This window comes from Cedecea davisae, from assembly GCF_044095835.1.
Taxonomy (GTDB): domain Bacteria; phylum Pseudomonadota; class Gammaproteobacteria; order Enterobacterales; family Enterobacteriaceae; genus Cedecea; species Cedecea davisae.
In genome coordinates, this window is sequence record NZ_CP172054.1 from 2,359,335 (window position 1) to 2,376,515 (window position 17,181).

Below are 17,181 nucleotides of genomic sequence, written 5' to 3' on the forward strand. Positions count from 1 at the left end.
GATACTATGCGCGGTTTTATGCGCAATGCCAGGTAAGCTATTTGCAGAAAAAGCGCCTTTACCACGGCGTATGGCACCATTGGCCCAAATAAGAGTCTATTGACCAGGATGTTCGTGCTTTGGGCATGGATATCGTCTACGCCATAGATATGCCGGAGTGGGTTATGGACCGCAGGGACTGTGCTTTGCAATGTTAAGTGCAGGGGAAAGCATATTTTTATTTGCCCGGAAGAGCCAAAATAATGGGAAGTACGCCTGCGGGTGTAACAGGCGTAGACAACAACATCAAGCAAGTTCATAGCGCTTCGTAGATGATTATTTCTATCGAGTCGTCGCAAATGCAAAATAAAGATCGCTTAAAGTGTCCTCCGAGGTATCGAAGATTGAGTTATTGGTGTTGGTTACGTTCCCCGTTAATCTTTGGTGAAGTCTGGAGAGGGTTGTCAATTTATTATTTTCAACAGATATTGATAGATCTTCCGAGTAAGCTACGGCATTAACAACACCATCGCTTTTACTTATTACGGCATAAGCCAGACCCACTCTGGCCTGATTCTGAATCGTGTGATGTTTGTTATAATCAAAAGCTTTGATATCAGAGAACCGATCAATTGCTATGCGAGTATCACCTGTTGCCTGGGTATTTTTTCCCAAATAGGTTATCAAACTGCTGTTATAATCAGAAAGTATTGTAGGGAGATGCTGGTTTTTAAGGTCTGCCGGTGCAACTGAATCTATGGTCGTTCCTTTTAAAGCGAGATGCGCCTCATAAATACTGCCGACGCCTTGCTGGCTTGTGAACCATTGTGCGTCGCCGCGTTCTTGCCCGGCATGGTAAGCATAAAAATATTTATTATCAGTAGCATAGATCATAGTACAACCGCTCAGGCGACCCGCGGAGATGATTAATGGCCTGTCTGGCTGTAAGTCTGCGAAAGCGATTCGTATACCAACACATCCAGAACTACCATTGCTAACATGGATAAAATCTACGTCATTATTGATATCACCTTGCTTCCATTCTCCAAGAATGGGACCCTCGAGAGTTCTTGATGTGAGATTATTTCCTGTAGTGGTGCTTATTTTTCCTGCCAGTAAATCCTTCAAATCAGAACGAGAAAATTTTTTTAAGCCAGCCATACGCGTTTTCTCATCTGTTCTAAAAAAATCAAATGCAGTTTGGATAGGGCTATTTTCAAGCGTGTTTAATAACCCTTTGTTTCTTAGTGGCAAGGTTGAGCCAGAAAGCAAAGTTTTCGTTATCGCCATGTTTTTTTGTTGAATAGTCATGGTTGACCCTTTTTCAAGAACCCATCTGAAATTGACGAAATTCATATTAAGAGTTCTGCTTTCGAGCTGTAAACGCAGGCTGTTTTTGAACCCGCGATTGCTTTTATCTACCCTGAAAAGCTTACCATTATTGGCGAGATAAGTTAGGTTATCAGCATAGACCAACCCATGTTCATCGATGGTTTCAATCATCCTCATCAAAGGGTGGGGGATGTTTTCAGAGGTGGAAAGGGCACCGGGAGTTGAGAGCAATGTCACTATTTCATTAGAAACCGGGGTGCTAAAGGTAACTTCCTTGTTGTCGGTCAGAAACTGTCTTTTATTATAATAAGGATAGTTATACAGCCGATTAGGTAAATGACTGGTTTCTTCAAGGGAATACAATGTCTCTTTGACTTTTATTATCTCGTCAGAAATTGATTGCGGTACTTCTATTCCTTTTAGAATGTAAGATGATTCATTTTTATAAAGTTCATTTAGTTTTATCTGCTGCTCATCTATCTTCGAATCAAGTGAGTCAAGCATACTTAGCACCGCAGGGTTTTTCATCCATTGCATATCTCTAAAATAAACCTGGGCATAGTGTTTTATAAATCTGGTTGGAGTGTTAATAATCTGGAATTCATCATCTTTTATATTATTAGCCTCAAGGTAGTTAACACCATCGAAAAATGCAAGATCTGACTTTGCATCAGTAATATTTTTAAACTGCTTAATAATAATCAATTTGTTTTGCAGTTTTTCTGAACTAGTTATTGACTTTACCCAGTCTTCCCATGAAGTAAACATTGGCTGGTGTTTTCTTTTTGTTTTAGCGATGAATTGCTCATAGGTTATATCAATCATTAATTCATCGCCTTGTTTGCTGGCGTAAGCTGCGTAGTAGTTAAGAGGTGCCTTATCCAGTGGGTTCTTATATATGAGGCAACCAATAACCCGGGTGTCATATCCGTGGAGCTGTAATACATTAATTGTAAGTTGTGTCGCTTCCGCACTTTGCCCCTCAGGTGAAAGAGTAAATGCTTTTAATTGTGCATCTGTCACCAAAGTATCAGGAAGTTGGTTCTTTGCTATGGACAGATGCTCGGGTGGAATTTCATCGATATATTGAAACTCGTCGATAATATTCGCTCCGATTGATTGAAACGCCTGATAAGGCGGCGTAATATTTAACTGTGGCAAGAACACTGACATATTGTATAGCTCACTGTCCTCGGCTAATTTTCGCGCACGAGCGGGTACATTTCGAATGCTCTGCTCAAGAATCTGGGAAATTTTGGTGCCAACGTACTTAAAAGGTTCGACCGGGTTGAGAGCATTAGCCGTAGTCTTCAGGGCGTTTATCATCGATTCCCTTGCTATGGGTAGTTTCTCTCTCAAGGAGGGTAATGAGAGCTGAACTATTTTTTGATACTTCTCAAACCCTTTCAGTTCGGGTTCAGATTCTTCTAATACCCGGGTTGATTCAATGAATATTCTTCGAAGAGTTAAAAATGCAGTGTTACCAAGCTGGATACCCGGTAGGGATAGAGCCATGCCGATATTAATAATGTCCCATTTCATATCTGCAAACGTAGGATGATACATTGGATCGTTAATTTCCCGCTTAACTATAGTGTAGAATGGTATAACACTGAGTATTGAATCTAATATTGAACCGTTACCTTTTTCCCTTTGCGCCCTGGCAGCATTTACATATTGCTTGTAGAACTCATCTATGAAGATGTCTTTGATGGTAGTAAAGTCTGTTATATGATCGGTAATAGCATCAACTTTAATTGAGGAACTCAGATTTTCATTTTTATAAGGGGTTATTAACTTGAATTTATCGTGATCAATTATGTCTGAGATTTTGTATAAGATCTCATATATTTGGTCATATGTTGGTGGGGTACTTAACCTATTTTTAGATTGTTTACTGAGAAAAGCAATTGCAGGGTAGCTAAGAAAGTTAGCATACAAATACTTCTCATTATCGTTAATTGTAATGATTTTTGCCTCGCCAACATTGGTCCAATCAGACACATAGGCGGCTGTATCTGGCGCGTGGATAAAAAAAGCATGAGTAAATTTAAAGTTTTCAATACTTTTTATTTTTTTCACAACGCTATGCCATGTCAGTAACCGATCTCCATATTTATAAATCATATTAGTTGCAGCAATCCTTGCCTCTGCTCGTGCATCACCTGCGATATAATTATCGTAAAGGTTGTAAAACATTTTAGTGGTTATAGATGATCCGAGAGACTCTCTGCTTACCTGTTCCAGCGTATGAATATTTCGGTCATGAATGCTGCCAAACATATAGGGAATAGCTGCTTTTTCAAGTGTATTAAGGTCCAGCGAATAATAACTCTCTGGAGAGAATGTATTTTTTGTATATTCATGAATTTTTTTCGTCAGATATTGGTAGAGTAAATACATTCCAGCTTGTACATAGTGTTTAAGCTCTTCTTTGATTATTATCACATCTTTATGGCTGCTGGTGGTGATTTCATTATAAAATGCAATTGCATCATTGTCACTTGGCGTGATGTTTATCTTCTTAAGCGTTGTTTTAATTGATTGTATTTTTATAACCCTGATTGTTCGATCTACGCTGTAATCAGTTTGCTGATAGAGAGAGATGATGGCTTTTTTTATTTCCTGGTTTTCAATGACGGTTTTCCAGTAAAATTGGATTTTATACCAGTCCTGCCTGAATGAAATTATTTTGTTGACTAGTGTTGATGTTATTATATACAAGGCATATTGCTGTTCAGCCCCAGGAATGTCTGTAAAGTTGTTGAGAAGATCTTTAAAAACCATAACTCTTTCATTAAATAAACAATTGATCGCATCCGATGCCGCTAATGTGTATGAATCAGCATTATGCTGATTGACTTTTCTATCCAGAAAATCATTTATCACATTCGTATAGTTTTTATTAAATCTTTCCCACTGCTCTACATATATATGCAGCTGCTCTTCATTTATTATGCCATAAAGATTTTTAGATATATTTTCCTGCGCGTTATTTATTATTTTTTCGTAATCGGAGAGGGTAAGCATGTCTATAATAGCGGTTCCGGCACGCATCATAATATCTTCCACTTCGTCCAATGATGCATCAAGGGGAGCATCATTCTGCATTTCATTTATTTCTTTCATGAAAAACTTAAAGGTTTCCTTTTTGTTGGAAATAACACTTTCGCTTGTCTCAAAGGGTAACATTTGCGCGGAGACCAACTTCCTCACTGTTTCAATAGTTTTACTGTTATACACTCCTACGGCATTCCGTAGAGAAAGGCTTGGGTTGTTTTTCTCCATTTCACTTTTTATTTGAGGAAACTTTATAAAGCCAAAGGATGTGTCATTACACATAAAATCATAAGTCGCAGTATAAACATCATCCTTATGGTTGTATTTTTCATTAAGAATCGATGATAATTCATTCTCTATAAAATGGATGATTTTTTTATAAGGATCAGTTTTTTCCAGTCTTGATATTATTTTTATATCTGAATTTATTTTATGTAATCTGTTTATTATTTTTGAAATCAATATAAGAGTGTAAGTGAAAAATCTCACATCGAATACATTAATTTTGACTGAAGATTTGATGCTTCCCTTCGGGTATACTGCGTTGATTTTTTTTCCCAGAGCCTCAACCAAATGCATTATCATTCCAGCAATAATGATTTCTTCTTTGCGTATATCTTTTCGGGTGTTCTTTAACACCCGAATAAGCGCGTCAGTATGTTGTTTGATTTCAGTGTTAGCTGAGACATTCCAGATACTTAAGTTTGCCTCGAGGGCTTTATAATCTATCTCATGATCGGGCGATAAGGGGGCTTGTCTGACTGTTCTGCTCTGAATATTCGGCAACATACGTTTTGTTCTGCCATTATTTGTACCCAATGTTAGCTTATGCTGGTTATTCAGATATTCCCGTTCGTCACCAAGCATATCCCTGAATACCTGCTGGAGCGTTAAGGTCTTTTCGGCTCCCCATGCCTGCCAGGCAACCCAGGCTGTAGCGGCCCCCATGCCTGAAAGGAGCGCCATAGGTAAGATATATTTATTGGCATTAGCGATACCTGCCGAGGCAGATGTAATAGCAGGAGTCATTCTCGGGCGCGCCCCGGATATGCGCTGCGGCTGAAGTACCTGCATCTCTGTGTCAGAGGCTATTTCCTGGTGTGACACAGGGTAATTATAAGCACGCCAGAGCATATAAATAGAAGCCAGCCATCCGGCAGACAACCCGGCAACTACGCCCGCATCCTGCGTAAGAGAAGCATCCCCCTGTACCCATACTCGCTTATTGCCTTTGTTGTATTCCACGGCAATAGAGAAGAGTTCCAGCAAGAATTCTGTTTCTTCTTTTTCATCATTCTGTACTTGTGGAAAAGCGGCCGCGTCGGCTTCAGGAAAGCGTAATGGATCGCTGAATTCCGGCAATTGCGCCCAGAGTGAATCAAATGTCATCACCAGGCTGTCGCTGAGATATTGGGCTATCTGCGTTTCCATCTGGCTGCGCAAAGCTGCCAGCGCAGGGTGAGGATGTTGTTCTATCACCCTCAACAGGTGGGTCGTCCACGTCAACCAGCTGTTGGTAGCCGGTATGTGTTTTATGATTTCATGCAGGCTCGAGAGTAGAGGCAGGTAAGGCAATAGATCTACTAAGCCCGCGAGTTCCGAATTTGGCTGTAATTCAAAGTAATCTTTCAGGCTGATGGCCAGATCGCGCAGTAAGGCTTCACGCTGTACGGCATCACCATGCTGCAATGACTCACAGACACCACGGATTAAACATAGCTCGATGTAGCGCTGGCAAATCCAGTTATGGGCCTGAGAGAGGCCCAGTTTTGCGATGGCCCAACGCACAGTATCCTGCCAGGAAGAGCCGACGGGTAGATCAATCAGCGCCGAGAGTGTGGATGCGCTTTGTAAAACGTAATCTGGCAGTAGTTCTCTGAGCAGTTGAGGGGTAGTGCTAACCTGCTCGTTTAGCTCGCTAACAAATCGTTCTATCATTTGTTGCCAGGTGAGACCCGCCGGAAGTTGCTGGTACCAGTCCCATGTGCTGAGGGCCAATGCACCACCGGAAAATGTTCTTGCTGCCCCACGCATGGCATAGGCAATTCCCCCGCGGAATCTACAGTCTCTCAGGCATAGCGCGATAATATTATTGGATTTTTCCAGTAAGGAGAGGTCAGGGCTGGCGAGAATGAGCAGAACATTAAAAATGATGGGGCTGCTGATTCTGTTGCCAGCCTGCTGGTGCAGAGTGTTGATAAATTCGGCCAGAGGTTGCTGTGTAAGCAACTGTTTCAGTTCTCTGGAGGGAAGTGCGGCATGCTGCCTGGCCCATTCCAACTGTTGAGCCAGCGTTCCTTGTGCAGGAAACTCGCCGACCATGCGCAGCAAGGGTTCACTCAACTTGACCGCGTCTACTAAGCCGGAGGGTACATTTGCCTTGATTTGGCGTGCGGTTTGCGGATCTTTCAAAATCCTCAATATCCAGTTAATGCGCTCCGGCCAGTTGTCCTCAGCCGGTAAAGGATAGCGGCGGGCCACGGCAATATTGTTGTCGTGCAGTGCGCGCAGGCGCGCCCAGAGTTGCGTATAGCTGGCCAGCATTTGCTGTAAGGGCTCAGGTAATACGCCATGCTGCTGGATAACCAGCAACCAATCCTCCAGGGATGAGTCCTGCGGCATTAATTGCGCCTGCAGCAGAATATCGGCCGTCTTTCGCATCTGCATTGGCAAACGGCATAATTGATTGAGCAACGCGGCCGGTAATTGCTCTTTCACAACCCCCAGGGACAATAGATATTCAGCCTGGTTGGCAAATTGTTTTATTTCACTGAAAAGCGTGGGCAGCCTGGTTACAGAAAGCTGATAAATGCTCAGCCCTGCGCGAACCAGTTCATTGAGATTATTCAGCAGGGGTTGGTAGTGCTCAGGAACATGTTGGTGGTAGCGGGAAAGGAGTTCGCAGAGCACCCTCAGGCGAGCGCTTAACACATCATGACTTTGCGCCATGACGCGCAACTCGGAATGTAACTCCTCCAGGCCGCCCAGCCGCGAGAGGAGCCTTAGAGAAATACTGTAGAGAATTTTATCCACCATATGCCCGAAGAGCGCATTAACGGGGGAAACAGGGGGGGCATTTTCACTGTTATCCAACTCTTCAGATGCAGATGTTATGGTTTGGGGGAGATGGTCAAGCGCGTCAAAATATATTTCTTCTTCGGAGTCTACATTTTCCGCCGCGTCGGATTGATGCGAGGAGGCAATATTTATTCCTTGCCGGGACGGACCTTTGCAATCGGAAATATTCATATCCATTTTCTCTTTGTCAGCGATCGGGGTGGAGATACTCATTTCTTATACAGCCAATTTTTAAGCCCGGGCTCCGGGGGCTGGGCTGGTAAGCCCTGTTGCGGGATCAATCGAGGGAGGTAGTCTCTTCTTCGCCGGGTGAGGGGCCTGCCGCCGACGAACTTACCCATATGTTTCTTGAATAGCTGGAGAGTGAATTTGCGGTTAATCTGGCTTCTTAATATGCGCCGTTTTATTTGTCCGGGCGGTTAAGTTTGATGCAAATAACGCTCATTGCTTTGCCCGGCGCAATCAACATAAAAATAAATCATCTCAATAATCAGGAGCAGCCGTGCCGGAGTATCGTATTCGTTCGCTTAAGGCGACAGAGTTTGAAAGCGCTAACAAAGCATTGACCGACGTGCTGATTGATTGTGTAGAGGGGGGCGCCTCGGTCAGTTTTATGCATCCGCTGGCCCGCGATAAAGCGACCGCCTTCTGGCTCAATGTCGGGCAAAGCGTGGAACGCGGCGAAAGAACGGTAATCGTCGCGGAAGATGGGGAGGGGAAAATCATCGGCACAGTGCAGTTGATCACCAGCCAGCCGGAGAATCAGCCTCATCGCGCTGATGTGGCTAAACTGCTGGTCCACAGCAGTGCGCGCCGCAGGGGTGTCGCCCAGCGTCTGATGGCCTATCTCGAGGCCGTTGCCACCACTCAGGGCAAGTCTGTTCTGGTGCTGGACACCGCAACGGGCAGCGATGCCGAAACCTTTTATCAAAATATGGGCTGGCAGAGGGTGGGCGATCTGCCGTTTTATGCCCTTATGCCAGACGGCAGCCCGTGCTCCACGACTTTCTATTATCGCCATTTGTAGGCGGAATGGGGTGACGCCGTCACCTTTCTCCCATAACGATACAGCATGTTATAGTGCCCGCATTACGGTTGTTGCAGGCACTTTGTATGGATAACTCGGCACTCTGGTTTCGCCAGTTTGGTGAGCCGGAACAGGTTCTGACCCTCGAAAAAACACGGCTTCCCCCCCTTTGCCCCGGCACGCTGCGGGTGAGAATGCTTTATGCGCCAATAAACCCTTCCGACCTGATTCCGATTACCGGCGCCTATAGCCATCGGGTTTTTCCTCCGCTAGTTGCGGGCTATGAGGGCGTTGGCATAGTTGAGCAGGCGCATGAGCCTGAATGGCTGGGGAAACGAATTCTGCCGCTGCGCGGAGACGGGACCTGGCAGCGCTGGGTTGACTGCTCTCCACGGTGGGCCGTGCCTGTTCCGGACACAATATCCAGTGAACTGGCGGCGCGCGGCTATATTAATCCGCTGGCTGCCTGGCTAATGCTTACTCGCTGGCCGGTCGCCGGTAAAAAATTACTGGTAACCGCGGCAGGATCGGCCTGCGCCAGCTTGCTTATTCAATGGGCAAAAGCGCAGGGCGCAGGCGAAATATACGGTGTCTATCGATCTGAGCAGCATGTTGCCGAATTACTCGGCCACGGCGTAATTCCGTTGAGTATTAAAAACGGCGCGGCCATTGCAGAAGCAGCAGAGCGGGTAGACGTGGTATACGATGCGGTAGGCGGCGAGCTGGCTACTCTGATGCTTGAGAATCTGAATCCCTCAGCGGCCATGGTCTCTTACGGTTTGCTAAGCGGCAAAGCATTTTCCCCACGAGGGAAAAACGTTATTGCTCAACGTTTTCATCTGCGGGACGTGCTGGCGGTTACGCCAGTGGAAGTTTGGCAGAGCTGGTTTGTCACCATGTGGCAACAGCTGGATCACTGTAACCTTCCCGGCACGGAATGTTACCCGCTGGAAGAATGGCGCCAGGCACTGGCGCTGTTTCGCAAGCCTGGCCGCCAGAGTAAGCCGCTGCTGGTGCTCTAGCGGTTATTTCTCGCCCATAATGGTTTTCATCGTTTCTGCATCCGGCATGCCCTGGTGCTGCTGCAAGCGGCCTTCCGCATTGAGGTAATAAATCGACGGGGTGGCGTTTCCTCCCAGGTCGTCCATCAACGTAAGGTTGGCTTTTATCGCCTCACCAACTTCAGGCGTGATTTTTTCCGGTTTTTGCAGCGCAATTTTGCCTTTACTGTTCTCGTAATCGGCCAGGGTTTTAGACGGATCTTTTGCCATCATAATAGCAGCAGCTTTCTGGCCGCTGTCAGGGCGCAGCATGCCGACCAGCAGCACTCGGAGTTGTACCTTTCCGGACTTGAGCCACGGCTGCGCCTGCTCCCAGAACTGAGTGCAGTACGGGCAATAAGGGTCGGCAAAGACATAAACAATCTGCGGGGCTTTTGCGTCGCCGGCCGCTATCCAGCGATGTTTTTCCAGGTTCTGCCACATTGCCTTCGCCATGGGAGCATAGACAAACTTTTCAACCTGCTCGTCGCTCAGGTTTTTGCCTGCCGAATCCACCAGGTTGCCCATAATTGCGTGCTGCCCGTCCGGCGTGAGGTAGACGGTGGTGCCCTGGCCCTGGTACTGCATCGCATAACCCTTTAAGTCACCGGGCGCTTTGAACTCGCCTTTTATCTCAAAGCCTTGCTTTTCCAGAGCCTCAATGGGCGCTGGCTGTTTGCCTTCGGCGGCAAAGGCGGAGGACGTCACCAGCAGGCTTAGCGAAACGGCGAGGGCAGCGTTTTTTTTCATCGGGCGGTCCTTGATTAAATGTTATCTTCAAGCGCAGGGTAACATTCCTTTTTATGCTAAGTAATCACTCTTACTTTCAATTACGTAACCAGGCATCAGGAGCGGGGCGATCCGATTATCCGCCCGAAGTAATGACGGCGCTTTGCGCTGTTTTGAGATGATTTGCGAGCCGTAGCACCGGGCAATGATGGGAAGGACATCGTTATGAGCAATCGCATCGACTACCAGATTGAAAAATACAGTTTTATCGAGATTGAAGAGACGCCGCGGCTCGCCCGCCAGTGGGCCGAGGTCAGGGACGAGTATCAAAAAGATCCTACGGATAGCGAGCAGCGCCTGCGCCTTGCGTTACTCAATGTGGATTACGTCACCAGTTTCGAACTGCCTTTTCGCCTGCTGCTCCTGCGGGCGCCGCAGCTTATTGATAAATTACGAGACGAACTCCAGCTTAGCCAGAAGAGCGTGCTGGTGAACGGCAATAAACGCGGGCAGGTTTACAGTATTAAAGCCGATCTGAGCGCCGTGCCGGATACATTTCGCTATCGGTTCTCAAACCGTATCCGCAGGACTGAGGCGGGAGGCGCAACCGCAGCGGCCTACCAGCAGGTTGCCCTACAGGTAAAAAATCCTCGCGGGCGTTTGAAGCTGGCGCTGGAGTCCGGGCTGGAGGTTACCGCCCTCGACGGTCTTTTCTGGCTGGGGCAGCAGCGTATTGCCGCCGATGTGTCGGTGCTGAGGCAGTCCGGTCTGCCCATTTCCACGGTGGAAAGAGAAGTTTTCGACAGCCTGACCGGCACGACCAGAGCTATTCCGGCCTACCGGCTTGAAGAGAGTGTTCCTGAAACATCAGGCTAAATATTCTCTTTTAACGTCCGGAAGGTTCGCAGACCGCTAAAGGCGATGGCCAGCAGAGTCGCGCAGGCCGCAATCCAGAGGCTGAGGCGGACCGCCTGCGGCTCTTGCGTGAGCTGGTTGCCATAGAGGGCCAGAATAATGCCGACAACCGCCGCCCCAAGACACTGCCCGAAGGTACGCATAATAGCCAGCACGCCGGAGGCATAACCGCTGTGTTCACGCGAAGCATTGGCCATCATCTCTCTGTTATTCGGGCTCTGGAAAATACCAAAGCCAATACCGCACACCAGGCTGCGCAGGCCGATATCCCAGGCCGATGCGTGCTCAGGAAGTAGAGCTAATAGCAGTAACCCGAGGGTAAAAACGCTCAGGCCGAGCGTGGCAATAATCGCCGGCGGATGGCAGTCGGCGAGGCGCCCGGCATAAGGAGCTGCCAGCATGATACCAACCGGCCACGGGGTAAAGAGCAGCGCGGAACCAAAGGCGCTATAGCCGTAAACGTTCTGGAACAAGAAGGGCAAAGCGACAAAGGTGATACCCTGGCCAACGAACGAAGCGAGTGAAGTCAGCGCCGCGAGTGAAAACCTTGAAGAGGCGAAGATCTCCAGCGGCAACAGAGGCTGAGAAGCGCGGCGCTCACGCCAGATAAAGGCGACGATGGCCACCAAAGCCGTGGCGCTGTAACACAATGCAGAAACCAGGCCGCTAGCTTTCGTGAAACTGTCCGCAGCCATAATCAGCGCCCCCAATAAAAGAGCGGAGAACACGCCGCCGGCATAGTCAAACCGTTTGCTGTTCCGGGCCGGGTTGCACGGTAATGCACGCAGGCTCAGCAGTAACGCCACCATTCCCAGTGGAAGATTGATTGCAAACAGCCATTCCCAGCCCAGCGTCGAAAGCAGCGTGCCGCCCAAAAGAGGCGCAACGGCCGTACTGGTGGCAATAAGAAATGCGTTCAGCCCGAGGATCCGCCCCAGCAACCTGTTGGGGAAGATAGACCGTAAAATAGCGGGTGAAATACTCAGAACCGCCGCGCCGCCGATCCCCTGCAATACTCGCATAAAGACCAGCATATCAAGAGATGAGGAGAGTGCGCAGCCAGCGGAAGCCAGGGTAAACAGGCTCAGACCAAATACGAATATCTGCCGGAATCCAATGCGGGTAGCCAACGCCGCGAAGATGGCAAGCGTCATCGCGGCGGCAAGCAGGTAGCCATTTGCCACCCAAACGGCATCGCTGGCGGAGACGCCCAGCGCCCTTGAGATTTCCGGGAGCGCGATATTGACCATTGAGCCGTCAAATACCGCCATGGTTACCGTCGTCATCACGGCAATCATCGCCAGCAGACGCGGACGCCCCGGTAAACCCTCATCTCCGGGCCGGGTTGAAAGTAATTCCATCATCGTTCCTTGCCGCAAAGCAGCGCATTCGGTTGTCAGTGCTGAGAATATAGTGATACTTGATACAAGGCGGAAGACGCACCAGTTGCAATTAATAGCTGCATGAGACGCCATGTCTTTTTACAGGAGCCATAATGAGCGAGCCAGATCTGAATTTGCTGTTGGCGCTGGATACCTTTCTGGCAGAAGGAAGCGTGGCCGGGGCAGCACGCAGGCTGGGTTTAAGCGCCTCTGCCATGAGCAGGACGTTAAGCCGCCTGCGTACGGCCACCGGTGATCCGTTGCTGGTGAGAGCCGGGCGAAATATGGTGCTGACGCCCTATGCGGAAGCCATTCGCGAGCGGGCAAGAAACGCGACGCTTGAGGCTCGTAGCTTGTTAAGCCCTTCAAGAACAGAACTGGACCTGACGACGCTGGATAGCGTTTTTACTCTTCGGGCCAATGACGGTTTTGTTGAGGCCTTTGGCCCGGCGCTGATTGCCGCTGCGGAGCGTGAGGCTCCGGGCGTACGGTTGTGCTTTATGCCCAAACCTGAAAAAGGCTCCCGACATTTGCGCGAGGGGCTGGTTGACCTTGAGATTGGCGTGCTGGGTGAGATGGGGCCGGAAATTCGGCTTCAGACGCTGTTCCGCGATAGCTTTGTGGCAGTGGTACGCGCCGGGCATCCACTCGTGCAGTCGGAAAATATCACTCCCGAACAGTATATTGCCTGGGGGCATGTAGTCACTTCCCGCAGGGGAGGTATTCCTCACGGCCCCGTGGACGTTGAGCTGGCCGAGCTGGGCCTGAAGCGTAATATCGCCGCCGTTGTGCCAAGTTTTCCCGCTTCATTGCGAGTGGCGCAGGCCTCAGACTTGATAGCCCTTGTGCCTGCATCGTTTGTGGTTAGCCAGCCCGCAGGCCAGCTTTATGCTTTTGCGCTTCCGGTCGCTACGCGGCAAATCACCGTTTCGCAGATGTGGCACCCACGCTCGGAAGCGGATCTCGCCCATCGCTGGCTGCGGCAGCTGGTATTAAGCGTTTGCCGGGAACATGCAGCGTGACCGGCGGCGCAGATTTATAACCTGCCTGTTACCGCGGTCAGTATTTTTTTTGCCCCTTCCAACAGATGAGGTGCTGATTGGTACGAAGTATGGATCAGATGGATGTTGCCGTTTATCGTGGCAACGCCGATGGTTTGCTCACCCTCGGTACCGATTAGCACATTAGGCCCCCACAGTGATTCCAGGGTTAATTCCCCAATATTTCGTGAGAAATTAAGCACGCCAAGATTTGAGATTAAAATGTCCGGCGCACAGATCCTACTGTCAAAATGAATCATCTTATTGAGTCCGTGATTGTTCATAAACGGCTCAACCAGACCTATCAGGGCAGCCATTCCCGGCTGAATTCTGTAGGCTTCTAAGTCGGCGGTCACCGAGCGAGCAATCTCCCAAAAATTTTCTGCTTCACCGTCGTGATAGCCATAGGTTGGAAACAAGGCTAAAAAACTGAGGCCGTAATCCAGAGAAGAATATTTCCTGGCGTTAATGGGCGTGCAGATACGAACCGGGCGACTTGTCCGGGCAGGGGATTGAGATAAAGCAATAACAAAAGCGGCGGCCAGGGCTCCATGAACCGTCGTGTTCTCCCGTTTGGATTGTTCCCGTAAAGAGGCAGAAAGTTCAGGGGAAAGCCGCTGGCGAACAACCTGGAGCTTATCTAAACTTCGCTCCGCGTAAGGCACCGGTTCATTTGTAAAAGCGGGCGAATTAATTGCTCCAGCGGCCTGGTTATTGGTAGAGCAGATCTCTTCAATGGAAGGTAGCAAGGCCAAATGCGGCAGGGATTCGCCGGCTAATGTTTGCAGAATGTCATGGATAAAATGAGCCAGAGACATGCCGTCTGCGATGGCGTGATGTGCGGTAATAATTATCACGCAGCGCTCTTCACCATAAAGCAACGCGGCTTTAAGCAGAGCCACATCTCCCGTTCCAAAAGGGGCCGAGAACTCTCTTTTAATTTCGTGTTCAATAGATAAGATTTTATCTATCCGCGCGATGCGCAGCGGGATCTCCACGGATTGATCGTGCAAAAAATACAGGCGGCCATCGCTGCCGCCGTCCACGCGTGCATTCACCAGCGGGTGCCTTAGCTGAACCTTTTTAAGCGCGACCTGCCAGTCGGCGGGTTTGGTCCTGCCGCTAACTTCTGCGGTCACCGTAAAATGTTTGGGGCTGGTGGTGTCAATCTGCCAGGCGTAACTTTCAAGTGCGCCAAGCGCGCGAAGAACTGATTTACTTTGATCTGTATTTATCATTTACCTGTCCACAGTGAATGGTTTAAATATATTCTAATTGTTTCATTGATATTGATTGTGAATAAAGCGTGACAATGGGAGGTTTAAATATTTATCAATGCAGAGAATGCTGAAATCGCATTTTATCTATAATTGGCCTGCTATCAACAGGTATTTTATTATATGAAATTAATATGCATGTATATGGAATATATTCAGGATATATAATGAATAATATATTTCAAAAAATAAGGTGCATGAGCGAGTACACCCGCATGAATATTACCTGTGTTTTGCATCTGGCTAAAGATCCAGGGTTACCCTGGTCGGGCCGTTAAAGTGCTGGCTATCTCCGCAGGGCTGTTATCCCCCGGCTCGCCCTTCAGCCACTGTGCAGCACTCAGGCTCAAAATGCACGCCTCCTCGGGATCGGAGCTTTCCTGGAATGCTTTTACTGCAAAACTGGGAGGTAAGCCGGAGCAGCACTATATGCTATACTCCCTCTCATCCTGAAAGGCAGAATTTTCTGAGGGAATACATCATTTTGTCGCCGACTAAATATATAAACGCAGTTATTGTTATTTTTATTTTAACGACTGCAATCTTCGCCGGTTTTGCACTCCGGGAGTATCGTAGTCTGGAAGGCTACATGGGGTATATTGCCGAGAACGGTAAGTCAGCGCTGTTTCATGAAGAATATATTAACCAGAACATTGCCTTTCGGATGTCACGTGTATTCTCAACTGCTCCGGCGGGTATCAACGCGGCAGGAAATAATCTGGATAATGTATGCCAGTATGCGGAATCACTGAATGGCGTTTACGGGGTAAATCTATCCAGTCAGCGTTTCAGGGCATTAAGTGGCACTTTGCAAACGAGGAACCCCGCCTGCGATAGCTGGAAAAACGACGTACTTGCCCTGCATCTGGTTCAGGGGAACAGTTCGGATACCGCATCAAAATACAGTTTCTCGAACTATAGCGGCTATCTGTTCAATAATGTCAGATACTACATCGATATTAAAAATAATTATATTTACATCAATAAGTTAGTTGACAGCAATCACTATACTTTTAGCAACTGGCTGACCAGCGAAAACGGGGAGATAGATATCGACCGGAGCGGGGAAACCATCAACATCGATGCTGCGGCGTTACATGATTTGCGCCTTGGGGAAAATATTGTTTCCCACATCTATCATGATGGCTATACCCGGAAAAATATCATTAGCATGATCACTCCTGTTTTCCAGCACGACACCATTAAAGGGCTGGTGCTTACTGATATCAATATTGACGATCTTGCGACCTCATTTTATACAGCAGAGAGACCTTTGCTGTGGCGTTTCCTTTCGCTGTATGTGACCGATAATGCAACCGGCGATAAAATCAGCTTCCACCACCCGGTGTTGAAGTCATTCACGCCGATTACGCGCCAGGAAAAAATAACCGGCTATTACACGCTACACATAAAACTGGATGCGCTCTATTTCCTGATCAACATCTTCTGGCTGATAGTGATTTACGCTGTAGGCACCTGGCTGTTGTGCCGCTATGCCAGAAAGCAGCTGGACAAGCATCGTTCCTTGTCCCGGGACAATATGACCGATGCGATGACCGGTCTCTATAACCGCAAGGTACTGACGCCCGCGCTTGAACAGAAAATTCAGGCTCTGCTACAGGCAAACATTGCTGTAACGGTGATTTCCGTCGATAGCGACGGCCTGAAAAAAATTAACGACACCCTTGGCCACCACATGGGGGACAGGGCTATTCAGTATCTCGGCAGAGCGCTGGCGCAGTCGATTCGTAAAAGCGATTACGGTATTCGGCTCGGTGGCGACGAGTTTAGCCTTATTTTAATTGATTACAGTCTGGCGAAATCGCATGAAGTGATAAACCGCATTCAGGCGTATCTGGCCGGGATTGATGAGGAAAAAATGGTGGCATTTTCCTACGGAAGCTACCAGTTAGTGCAGGGTGATACTCTGGAAACCGCGTTGCTCAAAGCCGATGAGTTGCTATATCAACATAAGCGCAATAAATATGGGGAAACATCTACCAGCAGATAATGGGTTGAGCGTTAACGCTTTGGTAGATAGGATATTGCCATTCCTCCAACCTCAGCACAAAGTCGCTAATTTTCCTGTCGCACAAAAACTACCACTCATTGATTATCATCACCCGGTCTTCAGAAAGCTTTATCCTGGTTATCTTCGGGGGTAGCCGGTCGGACATTATGGTCATGCTGACCTGGATACTGGCCGTTACCGAGGCAAAAGAGAGCTTCAGGGGAACAAGCATAAAGAGGGCCAGCAGCAGGTGTTTCATAATGATATGTTCTGTTTACAGTTTTTTTAACCAGTGAAAGTGGTCAAAATTA

The 17,181-nt window shown here is 48.0% G+C and carries 10 protein-coding genes; 5 read left to right on the forward strand and 5 right to left on the reverse strand.

Annotation, left to right across the window (positions count from 1 at the left end; all coding sequences use genetic code 11):
- Positions 1 to 321: 321 nt before the first annotated feature.
- On the reverse strand, positions 322 to 7,662 hold the full coding sequence (locus tag ACG1VR_RS11490; protein ID WP_395490977.1) for a cytotoxic necrotizing factor Rho-activating domain-containing protein: 7,341 nt from the start codon (positions 7,660 to 7,662) through the stop codon (positions 322 to 324).
- A 289-nt stretch (positions 7,663 to 7,951) separates the two neighbouring features.
- Here ACG1VR_RS11490 and ACG1VR_RS11495 point away from each other — a divergent pair, with 289 nt between their 5' ends.
- Together ACG1VR_RS11495 and ACG1VR_RS11500 are read left to right on the forward strand one after the other, a co-directional pair.
- A complete protein-coding gene (locus ACG1VR_RS11495; protein ID WP_016536511.1) occupies positions 7,952 to 8,476 on the forward strand; it encodes a GNAT family N-acetyltransferase in 525 nt (174 codons plus the stop codon).
- Positions 8,477 to 8,562: 86 nt separating this feature from the next.
- The gene (locus tag ACG1VR_RS11500; protein WP_395490978.1) at positions 8,563 to 9,498 is read left to right on the forward strand and encodes a zinc-dependent alcohol dehydrogenase family protein; all 936 of its coding nucleotides are present in this window, start codon (positions 8,563 to 8,565) and stop codon (positions 9,496 to 9,498) included.
- 3 nt (positions 9,499 to 9,501) lie between these two features.
- Here the strand turns inward: ACG1VR_RS11500 and dsbG are convergent, their stop codons facing one another.
- Entirely contained in the window at positions 9,502 to 10,266 is a 765-nt protein-coding gene (gene dsbG / locus ACG1VR_RS11505) for a thiol:disulfide interchange protein DsbG (RefSeq protein ID WP_016536509.1), read from the reverse strand.
- 204 nt (positions 10,267 to 10,470) lie between these two features.
- On the opposite strand from dsbG, the gene ACG1VR_RS11510 reads away from it, so the two are divergent.
- Positions 10,471 to 11,121, forward strand: coding sequence for a DNA-binding protein (locus ACG1VR_RS11510; protein WP_395490979.1), 651 nt, complete (start codon positions 10,471 to 10,473; stop codon positions 11,119 to 11,121).
- Here ACG1VR_RS11510 and ACG1VR_RS11515 read toward each other — a convergent pair.
- The gene (locus ACG1VR_RS11515) at positions 11,118 to 12,521 is read right to left on the reverse strand and encodes an MFS transporter (RefSeq protein WP_395491096.1); all 1,404 of its coding nucleotides are present in this window, start codon (positions 12,519 to 12,521) and stop codon (positions 11,118 to 11,120) included. The two genes, ACG1VR_RS11510 and ACG1VR_RS11515, sit on opposite strands and share 4 nt — an antisense overlap.
- A gap of 134 nt (positions 12,522 to 12,655) precedes the next feature.
- Here ACG1VR_RS11515 and ACG1VR_RS11520 point away from each other — a divergent pair, with 134 nt between their 5' ends.
- Positions 12,656 to 13,564 (forward strand): LysR family transcriptional regulator, encoded by a 909-nt coding sequence (locus tag ACG1VR_RS11520; protein WP_395490980.1) that lies wholly within the window; start codon positions 12,656 to 12,658, stop codon positions 13,562 to 13,564.
- A gap of 14 nt (positions 13,565 to 13,578) precedes the next feature.
- Here ACG1VR_RS11520 and ACG1VR_RS11525 read toward each other — a convergent pair whose 3' ends face one another.
- On the reverse strand, positions 13,579 to 14,820 hold the full coding sequence (locus tag ACG1VR_RS11525) for a condensation domain-containing protein (protein ID WP_395490981.1): 1,242 nt from the start codon (positions 14,818 to 14,820) through the stop codon (positions 13,579 to 13,581).
- Positions 14,821 to 15,190: 370 nt separating this feature from the next.
- Between ACG1VR_RS11525 and dgcJ the strand changes: the two genes are divergently transcribed.
- Positions 15,191 to 16,870, forward strand: a complete 1,680-nt coding sequence (gene dgcJ / locus ACG1VR_RS11530) for a diguanylate cyclase DgcJ (RefSeq protein WP_395490982.1) — start codon at positions 15,191 to 15,193, stop codon at positions 16,868 to 16,870.
- Positions 16,871 to 16,958: 88 nt separating this feature from the next.
- On the opposite strand, the gene ACG1VR_RS11535 is transcribed toward dgcJ, so the two are convergent.
- Complete coding sequence (locus tag ACG1VR_RS11535; RefSeq protein WP_395490983.1) at positions 16,959 to 17,129, reverse strand: hypothetical protein; 171 nt, start codon at positions 17,127 to 17,129, stop codon at positions 16,959 to 16,961.
- Positions 17,130 to 17,181 lie beyond the last annotated feature (52 nt).